14 protein-coding genes and 1 pseudogene are annotated in these 15,808 nt (G+C 63.3%); all 15 read right to left on the bottom strand.

Features of this window, described 5'->3' with window-relative positions; all coding sequences use genetic code 11:
* Positions 1 to 231: 231 nt before the first annotated feature.
* Complete coding sequence (locus MSG_RS10035) at positions 232 to 867, bottom strand: MBL fold metallo-hydrolase (RefSeq protein WP_096439263.1); 636 nt, start codon at positions 865 to 867, stop codon at positions 232 to 234.
* Entirely contained in the window at positions 864 to 1,949 is a 1,086-nt protein-coding gene (locus tag MSG_RS10030) for an S-(hydroxymethyl)mycothiol dehydrogenase (protein WP_096439261.1), read from the bottom strand. The genes MSG_RS10035 and MSG_RS10030 overlap by 4 nt, the downstream gene beginning before the upstream one ends.
* Before the next feature lie 59 nt (positions 1,950 to 2,008).
* On the bottom strand, positions 2,009 to 3,196 hold the full coding sequence (locus MSG_RS10025) for an NAD(P)/FAD-dependent oxidoreductase (protein ID WP_096439259.1): 1,188 nt from the start codon (positions 3,194 to 3,196) through the stop codon (positions 2,009 to 2,011).
* Positions 3,196 to 4,530, bottom strand: coding sequence for an FMN-binding glutamate synthase family protein (locus MSG_RS10020; protein WP_096439257.1), 1,335 nt, complete (start codon positions 4,528 to 4,530; stop codon positions 3,196 to 3,198). The genes MSG_RS10025 and MSG_RS10020 overlap by 1 nt, the downstream gene beginning before the upstream one ends.
* Before the next feature lie 11 nt (positions 4,531 to 4,541).
* The gene (locus MSG_RS10015; protein ID WP_096439255.1) at positions 4,542 to 5,222 is read right to left on the bottom strand and encodes a GltB/FmdC/FwdC-like GXGXG domain-containing protein; all 681 of its coding nucleotides are present in this window, start codon (positions 5,220 to 5,222) and stop codon (positions 4,542 to 4,544) included.
* Entirely contained in the window at positions 5,210 to 6,106 is an 897-nt protein-coding gene (locus MSG_RS10010) for a class II glutamine amidotransferase domain-containing protein (protein ID WP_096439253.1), read from the bottom strand. The genes MSG_RS10015 and MSG_RS10010 overlap by 13 nt, the downstream gene beginning before the upstream one ends.
* Before the next feature lie 30 nt (positions 6,107 to 6,136).
* Entirely contained in the window at positions 6,137 to 7,468 is a 1,332-nt protein-coding gene (gene glnT / locus MSG_RS10005; RefSeq protein ID WP_096439251.1) for a type III glutamate--ammonia ligase, read from the bottom strand.
* 440 nt (positions 7,469 to 7,908) lie between these two features.
* The gene (locus MSG_RS10000; protein WP_096439249.1) at positions 7,909 to 9,426 is read right to left on the bottom strand and encodes an APC family permease; all 1,518 of its coding nucleotides are present in this window, start codon (positions 9,424 to 9,426) and stop codon (positions 7,909 to 7,911) included.
* 51 nt (positions 9,427 to 9,477) lie between these two features.
* Positions 9,478 to 10,503 carry a heme-dependent oxidative N-demethylase family protein gene (locus MSG_RS09995; RefSeq protein WP_096439247.1) on the bottom strand — a complete coding sequence of 342 codons (1,026 nt, stop codon included), beginning with the start codon at positions 10,501 to 10,503 and terminating at the stop codon, positions 9,478 to 9,480.
* Positions 10,500 to 11,495 carry a PDR/VanB family oxidoreductase gene (locus MSG_RS09990; RefSeq protein WP_096439245.1) on the bottom strand — a complete coding sequence of 332 codons (996 nt, stop codon included), beginning with the start codon at positions 11,493 to 11,495 and terminating at the stop codon, positions 10,500 to 10,502. Before MSG_RS09990 ends, MSG_RS09995 begins: the two co-directional genes overlap by 4 nt.
* Positions 11,492 to 13,029: pseudogene (locus MSG_RS09985) on the bottom strand (heme-dependent oxidative N-demethylase subunit alpha family protein). Before MSG_RS09985 ends, MSG_RS09990 begins: the two are co-directional and overlap by 4 nt.
* On the bottom strand, positions 13,026 to 13,970 hold the full coding sequence (locus MSG_RS09980; protein ID WP_096439243.1) for a PDR/VanB family oxidoreductase: 945 nt from the start codon (positions 13,968 to 13,970) through the stop codon (positions 13,026 to 13,028). The pseudogene MSG_RS09985 and the gene MSG_RS09980 overlap by 4 nt, the downstream one beginning before the upstream one ends.
* Complete coding sequence (locus MSG_RS09975) at positions 13,967 to 14,500, bottom strand: dimethylamine monooxygenase subunit DmmA family protein (RefSeq protein WP_096439241.1); 534 nt, start codon at positions 14,498 to 14,500, stop codon at positions 13,967 to 13,969. Before MSG_RS09975 ends, MSG_RS09980 begins: the two co-directional genes overlap by 4 nt.
* 19 nt (positions 14,501 to 14,519) lie before the next feature.
* Positions 14,520 to 14,891 (bottom strand): cupin domain-containing protein, encoded by a 372-nt coding sequence (locus MSG_RS09970; protein WP_372513168.1) that lies wholly within the window; start codon positions 14,889 to 14,891, stop codon positions 14,520 to 14,522.
* 261 nt (positions 14,892 to 15,152) lie between these two features.
* Positions 15,153 to 15,785, bottom strand: a complete 633-nt coding sequence (locus MSG_RS09965) for a helix-turn-helix domain-containing protein (RefSeq protein WP_096439239.1) — start codon at positions 15,783 to 15,785, stop codon at positions 15,153 to 15,155.
* Positions 15,786 to 15,808 lie beyond the last annotated feature (23 nt).

Below are 15,808 nucleotides of genomic sequence, written 5' to 3'. Positions count from 1 at the left end.
CCCATCCACCAGACCGGCCGCAACGATCTGCGCCCTAAGGGCGAAATCACGCGCCCACGGAGCACACCCCTGTGTTCAGTGGCGACGGCATATTTCGGCGAAAGATATTGCAACAAAACGTAATACGGCCCGCTGCTACGGGATGGTGCTGACACAGTAATGGGGGCTGGCACGCGCATTTTGCGCCGTGCCAGCCCCCATTTGGTTTAGTGACAGACTCTTACGAGCGCATCAATTACCCCGCGCCACCCACTCGTCGTAATGCACGATCTCTCCCCCGATCGTGGTGGTGTCACCGTGTCCGGTGTAGACAACGGTATCGGCGGGGAGCCGACCCAGTTTGTCTTTGATCGATCCGAGAATGGTGGGGAAATCCGAGAACGAACGGCCCGTGGCCCCAGGGCCGCCCTGGAACAGGGTGTCGCCGGAAAATACCGCCGCAAGGTCAGGGACATACAGGCATGTCGAGCCCGGGGAATGTCCGGGTGTCGTAATGGCGTGCAGATCGATGCCACCGGCGGTGAGTATCTGACCATCTTCAATCGGCAGGAATGCATTGCCGCCATGGGTCATTCGCCACAACATGCCGTCAGCAGGGTTGAGCAATACCGGCGCATCGAGGTCAACGCCAAGCTCTGGGGCAACGGTGATGTGGTCGTTGTGGCCATGGGTACAGATCACGGCGACGACGTGGCGACCACCGACCGCAGCCTCGATCGCCTTCGCGTCGTGGGCTGCGTCGACGACGATGACCTCTTTGTCATCGCCGACGACCCAGACATTGTTGTCGACTTCCCAACTGCCACCGTCAAGTTCGAAAATTCCCTGGGTGATCACACGTTGGATACCGCTACCGATTGCGGTCATTTGAGCACCACCACCGATCGCAGCACCGTGCCCTGCTTCATCTCGGCGAACGCCGTTTCGATGTCGCCGAGATCGATACGTTCGGTGACGAATGTGTCCAACGGCAGACGTCCCTGTTGATAAAGATCGACTAGCACCGGAAAGTCGCGTTCGGGCAAGCAGTCGCCGTACCAAGAGGACTTGAGCGCGCCACCGCGAGAGAAGAAATCCACCAGCGGCATGTCGAGCATCATGTCCGGGGTCGGAACACCGACGAGCACCACGGTTCCGGCGAGGTCGCGCGCGTAGAACGCTTGCTTCCACGTCTCGGGACGGCCCACCGCGTCGATCACGGCATCGGCACCGAATCCGCCCGTCAGCTCCCGGACGGCGGTGATCACGTCGGGGATTGCCGTCGCGTCGATCACGTGGGTCGCCCCTAGCTCACGCGCCCATTCGAGTTTGCGGGCGTCGCGGTCGATCGCGATGACGGTGGCAGCGCCGGCCAGCCGAGCTCCGGCAATCGCGGCAGCACCCACACCGCCGCAGCCGATCACTGCCACGGAGTCGCCGCGTCCCACGGCCGCGGTGTTCACCGCGGCGCCGAGCCCGGCCATCACCCCACAACCCAGCAGCCCGACCACCGCCGGATCGGCGTCGGGGACCTTGGTGCACTGTCCCTCGTGGACCAACGTCTTCTCCGCGAACGCCCCGATGCCCAGTGCGGGCGTCAACTCGGTGCCGTCCGACAGGGTCATCGGTGCCGACGCGTTGTGGGTATCGAAGCAGTACCAGGGCCGGCCCCGCTTGCATGCCCGGCAATGCCCACAGACCGCGCGCCAGTTGAGGACGACGAAATCGCCGACCTCGACATGGGTGACGCCGGAACCGACCGTTTCGACGACACCGGCAGCCTCATGTCCTAGCAAGAATGGGAATTCGTCGTTGATCCCGCCGTCGCGGTACGCCAGATCGGTGTGGCAGACCCCGCATGCCTGGATCTTCACGACGACATCGTGCGGACCCGGATCGGGCAGGATGATGGTGGTCAGCTCGGCCGGTGCGCCCTTGGTCAGGGCCACGACGCCCTCTACCTGCTGCATGAGTTCTTCCTTCTTCCGTGGAGATTCGTTGGATGTGAGAGTTCGGGTTATGTTTGTGCTCAGCGCATCTCGCCAGCTCCGACATAGGGAAAGCGGGTGACCAGGAGGTCACCTTCGGCGAATCGCGATAGCCGGAAGTCGGATTCCGGGATGCGCGGATCTTTGGAGCGCCCCTCGACGACGAGATCGGCGATCAGCGCTCCCACCGCCGGAGCGATCTTGAATCCGTGGCCGCTGAATCCCGCTGCGACCAACAGACCGTCGATATCGGTTGTGGAGATGACCGGATTCCAGTCGGGCGTCACGTCGTAACACCCCGCATAGCTGCTCGCGATCGATGCGTTCTCCAGGCCGGGGAACCGAGTACTGATCTTCTCCACGGCGAGGTCGACGAACGCCTCGTCTGCCCGGTTGAGATACCGATCGGGATCGACGATATCGAGTTGGGCGAGATCAGAATTGCCGAACAGGATCTCCGAGTTGACGTCGGGCCGCACGTATTGCAGTGACACCAGGTCGGAAAACACCGGCACCGGGCCGAGATCGATTCCGGGAGACAGCATCACGATCTGCTCGCGATGCACCCGGATCGGCACGTCAATGCCGTAGGGCAAAAGGAAAGCCCGAGTCCACGCGCCGGTGGCGACGATGACGGTGTCGGCGTGGATCTCGCCGCCGTCGGCCAACAGGATGCCGCCGACCCGGTCGGCATTGACGCTGAGCCCGACGACTTCGGTCATCTGTCGGAGTCGGACGCCGGCGGCGCGGGCCGACACCATGAAGGCTTGTGCGGTCTGATAAGCGTCGCCGTAGCCGCCTCGCGCTTCCCAGCCAAACGCACCGAAGGGGCGAAGGTCGGCCCATGGCCACATCTTCGCGACCTCGGCCGCGGCGATCTCTTCGGTCTCTACCCCGACTTCTCGTTGAGCGGCCAGGCTTTTACGCATGTTGTCGACGTTCGCGTCGCTGACGCCGACAACGTAGCCGGTTTGGCGGAAGCCGATGTCGCCGCCAAAGATCTCTTCGGCATTCTCGAACGTCTCCAGCCCGACCGTCGCCATCGCCGCCAGCGAGCTGACGCCGTAGTGACAGCGGATGATGCCGGAGGACTTCCCGGTCATTCCGCTGCCCACGGTGTTGCGTTCGACGACAACGACGTTGGTGATCCCGCGTTGGCTGAGTGCCCAGGCGGCAGCCGCGCCTTCGAGGCCGCCGCCGAGGATGATGACGTCTGCGGTATCTGCCATTACAAACCCGCACCTGGGATCCAGGAGGTTCCCGCCAGCGGCACCCGCGCCATCGCCGCGGCCTCGATCGTGATCGCAACCAAGTCCTCGGGTTCGAGGTGCTGCAGGTGAGCCTTCCCGCACGCGCGGGCAATGGTCTGCGCCTCCATGGTCAGCACCCGCAAATAATTAGCCAGCCGGCGCCCGCCCGCCACCGGGTCGAAGCGAGCCGCCAACGTCGGATCCTGCGTGGTAATGCCGGCCGGGTCCCGGCCATCTTGGAAGTCGTCGTAGAAACCGGCTGCGCTGCCAAGCTTCTCGTACTCGTCGGCATAGCGGGGATGGTTATCACCCAGCGCGATCAAGGCTGCGGTCCCGATGGCGACGGCGTCAGCCCCCAGGGCCATCGCCTTGGCCACGTCCGCGCCGCTGCGAATGCCACCCGAGACGACAAGCTGCACCTTGCGGTGCATCCCCGCCTCCTGCAACGCCTGCACCGCTTGCGGAAGAGCAGCCAACGTCGGGATACCGACGTGTTCGATGAACACGCTCTGGGTAGCCGCTGTTCCCCCCTGCATCCCGTCCACGACGACGACGTCGGCGCCGGACCGCACGGCCAGGCTGACGTCGTAGTAGGTGCGGGTGGCACCAACCTTGACGTAGATGGGCTTTTCCCAGTCCGTGAGTTCGCGCAACTCATTGATCTTGATCGCGAGGTCGTCAGGCCCTGTCCAGTCCGGATGACGGCAGGCACTGCGTTGGTCAATGCCTTCAGGCAACGTGCGCATCCGAGCGACTCGCTCAGAGATCTTCTGCCCCAACAGCATTCCCCCGCCGCCGGGTTTGGCGCCCTGACCAAGGACTACCTCGATGGCATCCGCCTTACGCAGATCGTCGGGATTCATCCCGTAGCGTGACGGCAGGTATTGGTAGACAAGGTATTTAGATTGGCCGCGCTCCTCCGGTGTCATTCCCCCGTCACCGGTCGTCGTCGACGTACCCACCTCGCTGGCACCGCGGCCCAGCGCCTCCTTCGCGGGGCCGGACAAGGCGCCGAAACTCATGCCGGCGATCGTGACCGGGATCGACAGGTGCAGAGGGTGTTTCGCATGCAAGTCGCCCAGCACGACATCGGTTTCGCATCGCTCGCGATAACCCTCTAACGGATACCGCGACATCGATGCACCCAGGAACAACAAGTCATCGAAATGCGGAAGCGGACGTTTGGCGCCCCAGCCACGGATGTCGTAGATTCCGGTCTCGGCGGCCCGCTGGATGTCGGCGATGACACCACGGTCGATGGTAGCCGATTCGCGCAAGCCGGATGCACTGTGTGCAGCGTTACTGCCAGTCATCACAAGTCCTTTCAGTACGCCGCTGTGTTGTCGACATCGAAGTGGTAGAGCTGACGCCCCGACCCGTACCGCGTGTAGGTGGCGGGATCGTCATCGAACCCAGCAGCCTTGAGCAGACCGGCAAGTTCCTCGAGGTGCTCGGCACGCATTTCTTTGCGCACGCAGTCCGCGCCCAGGGACTCCACTGTGCCCCGCACGTAGATGCGGGTCTCGTAGATCGAATCGCCCAGGCCGTGACCGGCCTTGCCGCGTATCACGAGCCGCCCGTCCTGGGCCATGAACGCACTGTTGTGCCCGACGTTTCCGCCGACGACGATGTCGACGCCCTTCATCGAGATGCCGCAGCGCGCGCCGGCGGTGCCCTCGATGACGAGCAGGCCGCCGTGCGCGGTGGCACCCGCTGACTGCGACGCGTCGCCCTTGACGACCACCGTGCCGCTCATCATGTTTTCGGCAACTCCGGTGCCGGCATTGCCGTTGATCGTCACTTCCGCTTGCTGATTCATCCCCGCCGCGTAGTAGCCGACGTGACCGTTAACGGTGACCTTCACCGGCGCGTCAAGACCGACGGCCACACTGTGCGCACCCTTCGGGTTATCGATGACGACCTCGCCGGTGAGGTCGTTGGCGTGCAACGCCTGATTGACGTCGCGCAGCGACACGGCCGCTAGATCGAATCTCATCGCGTCCATACGTAAACCACCTCCGGCTCGGGTTCCCACACTCGTGCGCTGCCGACGCCCGGCAACCCGGACAAAGCTCGGTATTCCGATGCCATCGCCACCCAGTCGTCGGTCTCGGCGATGATCGCCGGTTTGCAGGCGATCGCGTCGCGCACCACCGCGAACGAGTCGTGGTTGGAGACCAGCAACGTGTAGAAGCCGTCGAACGTCGCGCAGAGTTCCTTCAACGCGGCTTCGATGCCGCGGCCCTCGGCCAGTTGCTTGGCGACAAAACGGGCACCGACCTCGGTGTCGTTCTCACTGTCGAATCGCACACCGGCCCTGGCCAGTTCACGGCGGATGGTGGCGTGGTTGGAAAACGACCCGTTGTGCACCAAACACTGCTCGGGCCCGACCGCGTAGGGGTGCGCCCCGCCGGGGGTGACCGCCGATTCGGTCGCCATCCGGGTGTGCCCCACGCCCTGCCATCCATGCGCGTCCGGTAATCCCCAGTGCACAGACAGTTCCCGTGGCGTACCCACGCCCTTGAGCACCGTGAGGTCCTTGCCGAATCCCGCAATCAGCGGGTCCGGCAACACGGCCCGCGCCGCTTCGAGGAGCGGCGTCGCATCCAGTGGCGCGCTCAGCAACAGAATGTCATCGAGGTAGCCAGCGTTGACGTGGACACCGAGCCGTTCGGTCAACGCGGCGCCGATGACGTCGGACTCGACACTGACATTGAGGAGGCTCACGCAGCCATATCCCGGTGGGGACCAGTCGGAATGCCCATAGATGGCCACTCCGGCGGAGTCTGCGCCGCGATCTTGCATCTCGCACAGCATCGCCGTCAGCAACGAACCTAGTTGCGGGTACAGCTCAGGATTTCTGAGGTGCAACCCTACGATTCCGCACACGGATGATCCTTTCGGTGATGAGGTGGGGGTCTAGAACGCGGTCAGATAGGTGTCGATTTCCCATGGGGTCACCGATGAGTGCCATGCGAAGAACTCTTGCCTCTTGAGTTGGGCGTAATAATCCGAAACGCGGGGCGCGAGTGCCTCGCTGTCGGCCGAGTCGAGAACTGCCTTGATGACGACGTCGGATTCGAGTTGTTCGACCGCGTGCAGGAGGGTGAGCGGGATTGGCGGTCTCTCGGGATTCGTAACCGCGACGTCGCCGGGACTCACGCTGCGTTTGATCCCGTCCAAGCCGGCGCCCAGTGCGGCCGCAATCGCCAGATAGGGATTGGCCGAACTGTCGCCGCCGCGTAGTTCGACGCGCTGGTTGTCGGGAACGCGGAGGTACTGAGTGCGGTCGTTGCCGCCGTAGGTCGGAGTGCGCGGCGCCCACGAAGCCCCGGACACGGTCGACACCGCCCCGGTGCGCTTGTAGGAGTTGACCGTGGGAGCGACCAGCGCCTGGAGCGCCGCCGCATGGTCGAGGATACCGCCGATGAAGCTGTATGCCGTCTCCGAAAGGTCCAGTCCGCGTTGGTCTTCGGCGCCGGGAAATATCGGGGAACCGCCACTGGTCAGCGACAGATGCAGATGCAGGCCGCTGCCGGTACGGTCGGCGAACGGTTTGGGCATGAAGGTCGCGATCATCCCGTTGTCGGCGGCGAGCACCGACAGCAGGTACCGCAACGTGGTCACACGGTCCGCCGTGGTCAACGCTTCGGCGTAACCGAAGTTCTGTTCGAACTGACCGTTGGCGTCTTCGTGGTCGTTGGCGTAGTTGCCCCAGCCCAGGGCGTTCATTGCGTTGCTGATGGACGCCAGGTGGTCGTACATGCGCGTCACACCGCGAGCGTCGTAACACGGCCGCTTCGCGGTGTCGCCCGCGTCTGCCGGGTACAACGAGCCCGCGGCGTCGCGGCGGAGCAGAAAGTACTCAACCTCTGCGCCGACCCACGCCTCAAAGCCGGCATCGGAGGCTTGCTGCACGACAGCTTTGAGGATGTTACGCGGCGCGAACGGCCACGGCCGGCCCTCGACGTGGGGGTCGCAGTGCACGATCGCTAACCCGGGTTTGACGAACGGGATCGGAGCGAAGGATGCCGGGTCAGGGATGGCAACCAGGTCGGGATCCTTGGGCTCCTGCCCCATGGCCCCGACGGCGTATCCCGCGAAACCGACTCCATTACTGGCTAATTCGTCGACGGCAGAAACCGGAACCAACTTTGCGCAGGGCTTGCCGTTGAGGTCGACAAACATCGTCAAGATGAACGACGTGCCTGACTCTCGACATAGGTCCACCAGATCAGCCGACGTGGTCATAACATCCCCCGTAACTCTAGGTTTCTTTACAATGATCATAGTTTCTTTTCACTAAACTCGCTAATCGGAGAATTCTGCTGCCCGGGTGAGACTGATCGGCGTTCGGACTGCGGCCTTGGCGCGATCGGCCCGCCTGCGATACGACGGGCCGGCAATCAGTGCAACCCCACCGATGACCATCGGCGCTCCAAGCAGCCAGACGGGGCGAACAACGGCAAGCAGTACCAGAACTATCGTGGTCAACCCGACGGCGACGAGAATATCTCTTTGCAGGCGAAGTAATTCCTGCAATCCAGCCCGAACGACCCGGACCGCGTCAAGGTCGACCCGCCACCGCCGCGCGCAGGCTGGGCAGTGCCAGCACGACACGACCTCGGCCGCCAACGATGCGGCGACAGCAGTCCCGCAGACGCAGCGTAAGGTCGCGGCAATCCCGCGACTCACGCCGCGGCCTCCGCCGCACCGTCCCTCAAGGGAAATAGCGCTGGTGTATTATGATCACGCCAAGTAAACCGCCGCTTGTCCTGAACGATTCGCCGATAGAGGTAGAACGCACACCCGGTCAGCAGCAAAGCCAACCCCGCGACGAACTCTCCGGGTCCGCCGTAACCAGTCTTCGAAAACGACGTCGACCCGACGATCACGATGAGAAGGTTGAACGCGGCGAGCAGGCCGGCCGTCCACAGCCACGGGTTCGACAGCCTGGCCGGACGGTCCATGTCCGGCCGGTCCTTTCGCAGCAGTACCACCGCCGACAGCGCGAAGACATGGCAGACGAGGTAACCCATATTGCTGACGGCAAGCACCGCCACAATGCTCGGCAGCAGCAGGATCGCCGCGATGTTGATCGCGACATTGACGTACATCCCGCGGTTGGGCACGTTGCGTTTGTTGATGTGGTCGAACCACTTGATGGTCATGCCGCTGCGCGCCATTCCGTAGAGGGTGCGGCTGCCGCCCGCACTCGCTGCGTTCATACCGAGCAGAAAGCTGCCGACCATGAAAATCACCACCACATCGGACAGGGTGCTGCCCAGCTCGCGGTGCAACAGGTCGGTATAGAAACCCAACGGGGCCTTGGCAATCGACTGCTGGCTGACAGCACCACCCAGCGCGACGGGCATGATGGCGTAGACGCCCAGGCAGAACATCGCCGATCGGCCCAAGGCCTTGCGAGTATCCTCCTTGGTGTCGCGATATTCGGGCGCGAAGACGGCGCACACCTCGATGCCGTAAGCGGACCAGCCAATGAGGTAGAGCCACACCAACGCGAGTTGAACTGCACCCCAGGTGCTTCCAGCGGCACCGACAAGCCCCCAGGACAGATTGGCCGAGGAGAAGTCGGTCAAGAAGAACGGAACGACCATGAACAGGACGAGCGGAACGAACAGCAGTGTGCCGGTCAGATAACCCATCAGCTTCATGGGCTCGGCACCCATCGAGTTGACGATCCACAGCGCCACGACCAGCCCGACCGCGATCACCCGCGGCAGGTCCAGTTGCACGATGTGTGAGAAGTGCCAGGTCTGATCGGGAAACCACTCGGCTTGGACCAGGCCCCCGGTCGTCAGACCGAAGATGGTCAATACCGATGACCATCCAGCCCAATAGCCGATCGCGGATATCGGGCCCGCCAAGCTGAACCGCGAGCGCCAGCCTTCGAAGGCGTACATCGCGATGCCGCCGGAATGTTCGGGGAACATGGTGGCCGGTTCGGTGTAGATCTTGTTCTGCAGTACGGCGATGACCATCATGGCCAGCCACAGCGCAAACGCACCCAGCGCGCCGACCTGCCCCGTGGTGTAGCCCAGATTGGCGATCAAGAAGCCGGGATTCGACAGCGCCATGAAGAAGCCGTCGTACCATCGCATCGACTTGAGCAGTGTCTGGTCGTCGACATTGACGACAGCGACCTCGGGAGTCGCTGTGGCTGCACCGGGCGGGTCGGAGATGGTCATCTCGCCTCGAATTCTGGAAGTAGGGGATCGACAGGAAGCCGCGACGCGCGGTCAGTCGTTGGCGGCGGAACGCAAGAACGCGACCACACTCTCGCGGTAGCCGAGAAAGCCTTTGTAGTTGGCGATGTCGACGGGGAGCTCCTCCATGATGGTGGCCAGCTGGGCGCACCACGCCGGGACGGCCCGTAGCTCGTCCAGGGAGATCATGAAGGTCCGGATGTTGAAGGTGACCGCGCCGCTCATCGGCAACCGAACGAAGTGCTCAAGCTCAATACGTAATTGTGCTTGACCCCAATTATTTTCGGCGATCATGCGCGGAATGTCACGTCCCCATTCCGGGAGTTCCTCAAGGCTGACGTCCAACTTGCGGGAGTTCGACGCCGACAGCGTCCAGTTAACCCGCCGATAGACTTGGTCGACGCGCAATTGCCTGAGGAACTGTTCGGCGCGCGAGGTGATCTGCTCGACGTTCAATCGTGGTACCGGGCCGTGAATTTCGCGCATGCTCATGCCGACGTCGAACGACACCGACCACGCCATGGCGAAGGTGACCGCGCCGGCGTCGAAGTAGAGTTGGCCATCGCGTTCGACCACGAGCAACAGGTCGTCGGGGATCTCCCGCGCCAGAAAATCCAGTGGCCCGTTCGGCAGCGAATCCTCCCGGCCCAGTTCGAAGGACTGGTCTGTGCCTAAAATATGATTCCGCCAATGGAATTCGTTGTTCGAATCTTCGGCGAGGTGCATCATGTCCGGGTAGCTGTAGCTCAGGTCGCGCAGGTAGTACAGCAGCACGTCCCAGCACGCCAGTTCCATCCCCGGGCGGATCTTGACGCGATGCGGATCGGCGTCGAGGATTCGACGCCGATCGGCCATGATGCTTGGATATTCGGCTCCGCCCAGGTCGACCAGATGGCGTCCCCACTCTCCGCCGGACGTCTGGCGCGCAATCCGCGCCTGCTCCACGTTGACCGAGTACCGAAAGGTGTCGGAGCCGTCGGGAAACGGCCAAGGCAGGTTGGCCGCGTGATTGATCGGCCGGTTAAGGAACGCCGTTACGGCAGCGGTTGTTCGGGTCATAGGTCCACCTCGATGTCGTAACCACGCGACACACAACAGAGCATCGCGGTGGATTCGGCCTTTTCCTCGTCGGTCAGGATGTAGTCACGGTGTTCCACGACGCCCGAACGCACCGGAATACGGCATTCGCCGCACACGCCGCGCCTGCACAGGAAGGACACGTCCACACCGTTGTCGAGCAGTCGTTGCAACAGGGACACGCCCGCCGGCACCTCGATGCGTTGCCCCGTCGACGTCACTGTGACGCTGAACGGTTTACCCGGATCCTGGACAGGGGCACTGAATCTCTCGAGGTGCACGCGCGCGGCCGGCCAGCCCGCGGCGGCCGTCAAGTGTTGATATGCCTGCAGCAATCCCACCGGTCCACAGGCGTATGCATGGGTGCCCAGCGGCTGCTTCGCGAGGAGTTCGGCCAGAATTGCCACGGTCTGCTCGACCGTGGTCGCTTCGTGCAGCGTGATCATGCCGCATTCGGCCATGCCACGCAGATCATCCAGATGGGCTTGGTGACCCGGCCGGTAGGAATAGAGGACCTCGGTGGGCACACCAGTCAAGGCCGCCGCGCGCGCATGGGACAGCACGGGTGTCACACCAATGCCGCCGGCGATGAGCAGTGCTCGGTGCTGGTTGAGTACCGGAGCGAATAATGCACGAGGACCTTCGATTTCGAGGAGGTGACCCTCGCAGACGTTGTCGTGCAGCCAATCTGATCCGCCGCCTTCCCCGCGCCGCATCACCGAGATGGCATAGTGGTCGGGGTTCAAGCCGGACCCGACCAGTGAATAGGCGTTGCGCTTGTCGCCGGCCGAGACGATGAGGTGGCTGCCGGGCTGATAACCGGCCAGCCGGCCACCGTGGGGATCGACAAGCTCGATGTGCATGATCGCCGGTGCCAGCATCTCGGTGCGGCGCACACGTAGTTGGCGCGCCTCGGTTAGATAGGCCGGGTGCAGATGCGCCGGTGCAACTGTCGCGATTCCTGGGTTCGTCATGACAGCTCCCGGGCACGCACATCCGAGGCGAGGAAGCTGCCCCGCACAGCTGACAGATGGGTGTGGATTTCGAGTCGTCGGGTGCAGCCCGGGCACGTGACTTCGTCGCCAGGTGCCCTGGAGACACGAAAAGTGTTGCGGCAGTGGGCACAATACATCGGCAGATCACGGGTGTGCACCACAAAGCTGGCCAGCTCCTGCGGCAGCGCGCCGGCCGCACGCGCCTGGGCGAGCGCCATCAGCACGTCGAACTGGCCACCGACCATCATCAACCGGACTCCCATCCGAGCGCGGCCGAGGGCAGCCGCAAATGCGCTGACGCTCGAGGCGTCCGTAAACGAATCCAGCAGCAGAAGCTCGGTAGGGGCCGTGATTTCGGCCTGCCCCAACCATTCTCGGCTGACTTCGACGGTGCGCCGCTCGTGCCCGATCCCGACGATCAGGAAGGATGTCGCATCCAGATCGACCTGTTCGGGAGCCGCGGGCCATCGAGGCATCGACCAACCGGACGCGACGATGTCGGTGCTCATAGCGCCGTGTCGGCGGCGGCGTGGTCGCGCAGCCAGCGGGCCGCGCGATCCTTATATTTGATAATTCCTTTGTATTCGGCCATGTCCTGCGGAAGTTCGGCGATCGCTGCCGCAGCGCGGACGCGCCACTCGTCGACGATGGCGAGCCGCTCAAGAGGCTGCAGGTAGGTGCGGATCAGGAACATGATCGCGCCTGAATGCGGGAGCCGGATGAGGTGTTGGACTTCGACCCGCAGATGCACCAGCGCGCCGAAGGTGTCGTCGTCGACGGTTTGGATCCACTCCCGGTCCGGACCCCATTCAGGGTAGCGCTCGGTCGACACGTCCAGCCGTCGCCCGATCGTCATCGTCCAATTGGTTCGGCGGTACGGCTGATGGGGCTGAAGGCGTTTGAGAAACTCGTGGGCTCGGGTGATGATGCCTTCTTGATGGATCCGCGGTACCGGCCCGTGGACTTCGAGGAAACTCATCCCAACGTCGAATCCCAGGCTCCAGTCCGCGGCGAACGTCACCACGCCGGCGTCCGCGAAGAGCTCGTCGTTGCGCTGATTGAGCAGCACGATGTCCTCTTGCACCTGTCCCGAGATGTAGCGCAGGGGTTCGTCCGGCAGGGTCGACTCGTCGCCGTAGGTGAACACCAGGTCCTCCCCAGAAAGATCGTTCACCCAATGCCAGCTGCCATCGGCATTGCGCAACAAGCACATTGACGCTGGATAGGCAGCACTGAGTTCGCGCATCAACGTCAGCAGCGCGTCCCAGCCCGCGGCTCGCATGTGGGGCAACACCGAGTACCGCGTCGGGTCGGCGTGCAGGATCTCGGCGCGCTCGGCCAGCTCGTGCCGATATCCGCAATCGACGTCGACGACGGCGGTCCCCCATTGCCCCGCCGGGGTCCGCACCGGGGTCCTCGCCTGTTCCACGTTGGTGCTGTAGCGGTACCGATCCTCGACGAAAGGGAACGGAAACTCACGGATCAAGTCGTCGGCGGTAATCGGAGCGGTCACAGCGGTACCTCCAGCATGGGCCCGGACGCGCGTGAAACACAGCACATCAGCGCCGTTCCGGCGGTCTTGGTTTCATCGTCTAGAAACAGGTCCCGATGCAGCGGTACGCCACCGCTGACGGGAATGCGGCATTGGCCGCACACGCCTTGTCGGCACAGATTCGGCACGGCGATGCCTGCTGCCTCAAGCGCTTCGAGCAATGACGTGCCACTCGGTACGTCGAGTTCGCGGCCGCTCTTGGTCAGGTTGACCCTAAACGGCTCTCCAGGATCGAGGGTGTCGGCACCGAAGCGCTCCAGGTGCAGGCGCGATGCCGGCCACCCCAACCCTGCCGCGGTGTCCAGGACGTAGTCGATCATCGGCCCGGGTCCGCAAACGTACAGGTGCGTGCCGATCGGTTGATCCGCGAGCACTTTTCGCGTCCGCACACAGAATTCGTCTTGGTCTACGTACAACTCGGCGTCAAGACCACCGAGATCCATGACGTCGTCGACATGGGCGGCAAAGCCTTCGCGAAAGCTGTAGAGCACCTGAATATTTCGCTTCCACATCCGCGCCGCCCGCAGGTGCGAGACGATGGGCGTGACGCCGATGCCACCGGCGATCAACAGATGCTTGATCGCATGGGGTTGCGGTGCGAATGCGCTGCGCGGCGTCAGCGCGGTGATCGCGTCGCCCACCGCGAGCTGGTCGTGCACCCACCGTGATCCGCCTCCACCGTCGGCGACCCGCAGAACCGAGACGCAATATTCGCTCGGGTCCAGTCCTTCGTTGGTGAGGCTGTAACTGTTCCATTTGGCGCCGCAACGCAATGGCAGATGACTGCCGGGCACGAACGGTGGTAACGGCGTGCCGTCTAGCGCACGCAGCGTAAGGCTGCGAATCCCCGACACCAGCTCTTCGATGGCGGCAACACTCAGCTTCAGCTCGTCTGTTCTCACTTCGTCACCGCCGTCTCCGCATCGACCATGAAGCCCATGAACCGCCCGCTGAGACGCGAAACATGGTGGTAAATAACAAGATTTAGCTGGCACCCAGCGCACTGAGTCACGTCCCCGACACCCGCTGACGTCGAGGTGACCGCCAGGCAGTGGACGCAGGACACCTCGATGGCACCCGGCTCGGTGACGGTGACGCTGATCTCGTCGTCTTCGAGTCCGCCCCGCAGTGCCGTGCCGCGCAGTGACAGACACGCACCGCTCGGGCCGGCAAGCCACAGCCGCAGCCCGACCCGAGCACGGCCCAGCGCCTCTGCGAGTGCCGTGTTGACTACATCCACGTCCTCGTGGATCAGGAACTCCGTCGCCACGTCCATGTCGAGGTGGTACCGCCACTGCCGTAAGAACGGACTCACCGTTTGCCCGACTCCGACCAGCAGATAGGACCTTGCGCCGGTGCCCGGCACGCCGGAGAGTGCCTCCGGCGTGCCGGTGAACCAGCGCGGAACACTGGTGTGTGCCAGCTCTGTCACAGCCAATGCCCGCCTCGCCTCAGAGCAGGTCGGCGCTGCGGTCGCCACAGTAGAACGCCAGCGCGTAGCTCGGTGTGGAGAAGTAGATCCGCGATCCCTTCGGGAAGAAGATGGCGTCCTTGGCCTTCGCGACCAGCTGTTGTCCGGTGTCCTTGTTCTCCAAGAGCAATTCGCCCTCCAGGACGACCTTCATCTCGTCGTAGGCGTAGACGTACAGCAGCGGTTCGTCGGCGTGCTTGAGTTCGAAGAAACCGGAGCACATCGAGCTACCCTCGGGGTTTTCGTAGACGTCCTTGATGAAGCCCTCGGTATTCGGGATCTGCATCGACGGCAGGTTCTGCCACGCATCGGCGGTAACTCGGAACGGGGCCTGGACGGAAATCTGTTCCACCTTTTCTCCACTTCACTGTTAGGGATCGTAATTCACTGTCAGTGAACATATACATTATTACCAACGCTTTGTAAGTTCGTTTCTTTGCAGTTACGTCTGCCCGAATATCGGTAATCCACCGTTGATTTGAGGAATGCGGTGCCCAGAACACAGCGAAAGCCCGAGAGACAGCACGATGACACTACAAATGAGGAGAAACCCGGACTAGGGTGAGTAGAACGAATCGGTAAACGAGCCGCGGCCTTGGTCGGCCGCGGTCAATCAGGTGTCGGCACGATCGTCGGGGTAGGCCGTGACGGCGAGAAAGCGGATGGGCAACCGGACCAACTGGTTTGGCCCGTGTATGCCTTCGCCGTCCAGCAGCAGAGTGTCCCCGGGACGAAGGGTGTACTCCGAATCGCCGTGCCCGTAGACCATCACACCCTCGAGCATGTACAAGACTTCGGTACCCGGATGCTGGAACTGCGGGAAGACCTCGCTCGCGTCGGTTAACGTCACGAGGACGGGCTCGAGGCGCTTGTGCGCACCACGCAACGCGCCCAACAACTCATAGTGGTGGCCCACCCGAGTGCCGCGGCCTACGATCTCGGATCCCTTGCCCCGCTCGGTGTAGACCGCGGCGCGCGCCCCCCCGGCCCCGCGGAACAACGCGGTCACCGGAACATCAAACCCCTCAGCCAGTCTGGCCAACGTCGACAGGCTGCACGAGGTCTGTGCGTTTTCGATCTTCGATAGCATCGCCTTGGAAATGCCTACGGCAGCCGATAATTCGCCAATCGTGAAGCCGGCCGCCCGTCGCAGCGTCCGAACCTGCCGGGCAATTGCGTGCTCCAGCGCGGCACCCGGGTCTGGTTTGTCGAGGACCTCACGCTGCACCGGTGCTGGATCACCCATATCCCGAACCACTCTCACCACGG

It is taken from the genome of Mycobacterium shigaense (genome assembly GCF_002356315.1).
Classification (GTDB): Bacteria; Actinomycetota; Actinomycetes; order Mycobacteriales; family Mycobacteriaceae; genus Mycobacterium; species Mycobacterium shigaense.
The sequence above is the reverse complement of the archived record's forward strand: the minus strand, read 5'-3'. Positions and strand labels throughout refer to the sequence as shown.

Excerpts from the sequence above, each read along its gene's own strand:
- MSG_RS10035 (WP_096439263.1), bottom strand. The coding sequence starts at position 867 with ATGACCGCAATCGGTAGCGGTATCCAACGTGTGATCACCCAGGGAATT.
- MSG_RS10030 (WP_096439261.1), bottom strand. The coding sequence starts at position 1,949 with ATGCAGCAGGTAGAGGGCGTCGTGGCCCTGACCAAGGGCGCACCGGCC.
- MSG_RS10025 (WP_096439259.1), bottom strand. The coding sequence starts at position 3,196 with ATGGCAGATACCGCAGACGTCATCATCCTCGGCGGCGGCCTCGAAGGC.
- MSG_RS10020 (WP_096439257.1), bottom strand. The coding sequence starts at position 4,530 with ATGACTGGCAGTAACGCTGCACACAGTGCATCCGGCTTGCGCGAATCG.
- MSG_RS10015 (WP_096439255.1), bottom strand. The coding sequence starts at position 5,222 with ATGGACGCGATGAGATTCGATCTAGCGGCCGTGTCGCTGCGCGACGTC.
- glnT (WP_096439251.1), bottom strand. The coding sequence starts at position 7,468 with ATGACCACGTCGGCTGATCTGGTGGACCTATGTCGAGAGTCAGGCACG.
- MSG_RS10000 (WP_096439249.1), bottom strand. The coding sequence starts at position 9,426 with ATGACCATCTCCGACCCGCCCGGTGCAGCCACAGCGACTCCCGAGGTC.
- MSG_RS09995 (WP_096439247.1), bottom strand. The coding sequence starts at position 10,503 with ATGACCCGAACAACCGCTGCCGTAACGGCGTTCCTTAACCGGCCGATC.
- MSG_RS09990 (WP_096439245.1), bottom strand. The coding sequence starts at position 11,495 with ATGACGAACCCAGGAATCGCGACAGTTGCACCGGCGCATCTGCACCCG.
- MSG_RS09965 (WP_096439239.1), bottom strand. The coding sequence starts at position 15,785 with ATGGGTGATCCAGCACCGGTGCAGCGTGAGGTCCTCGACAAACCAGAC.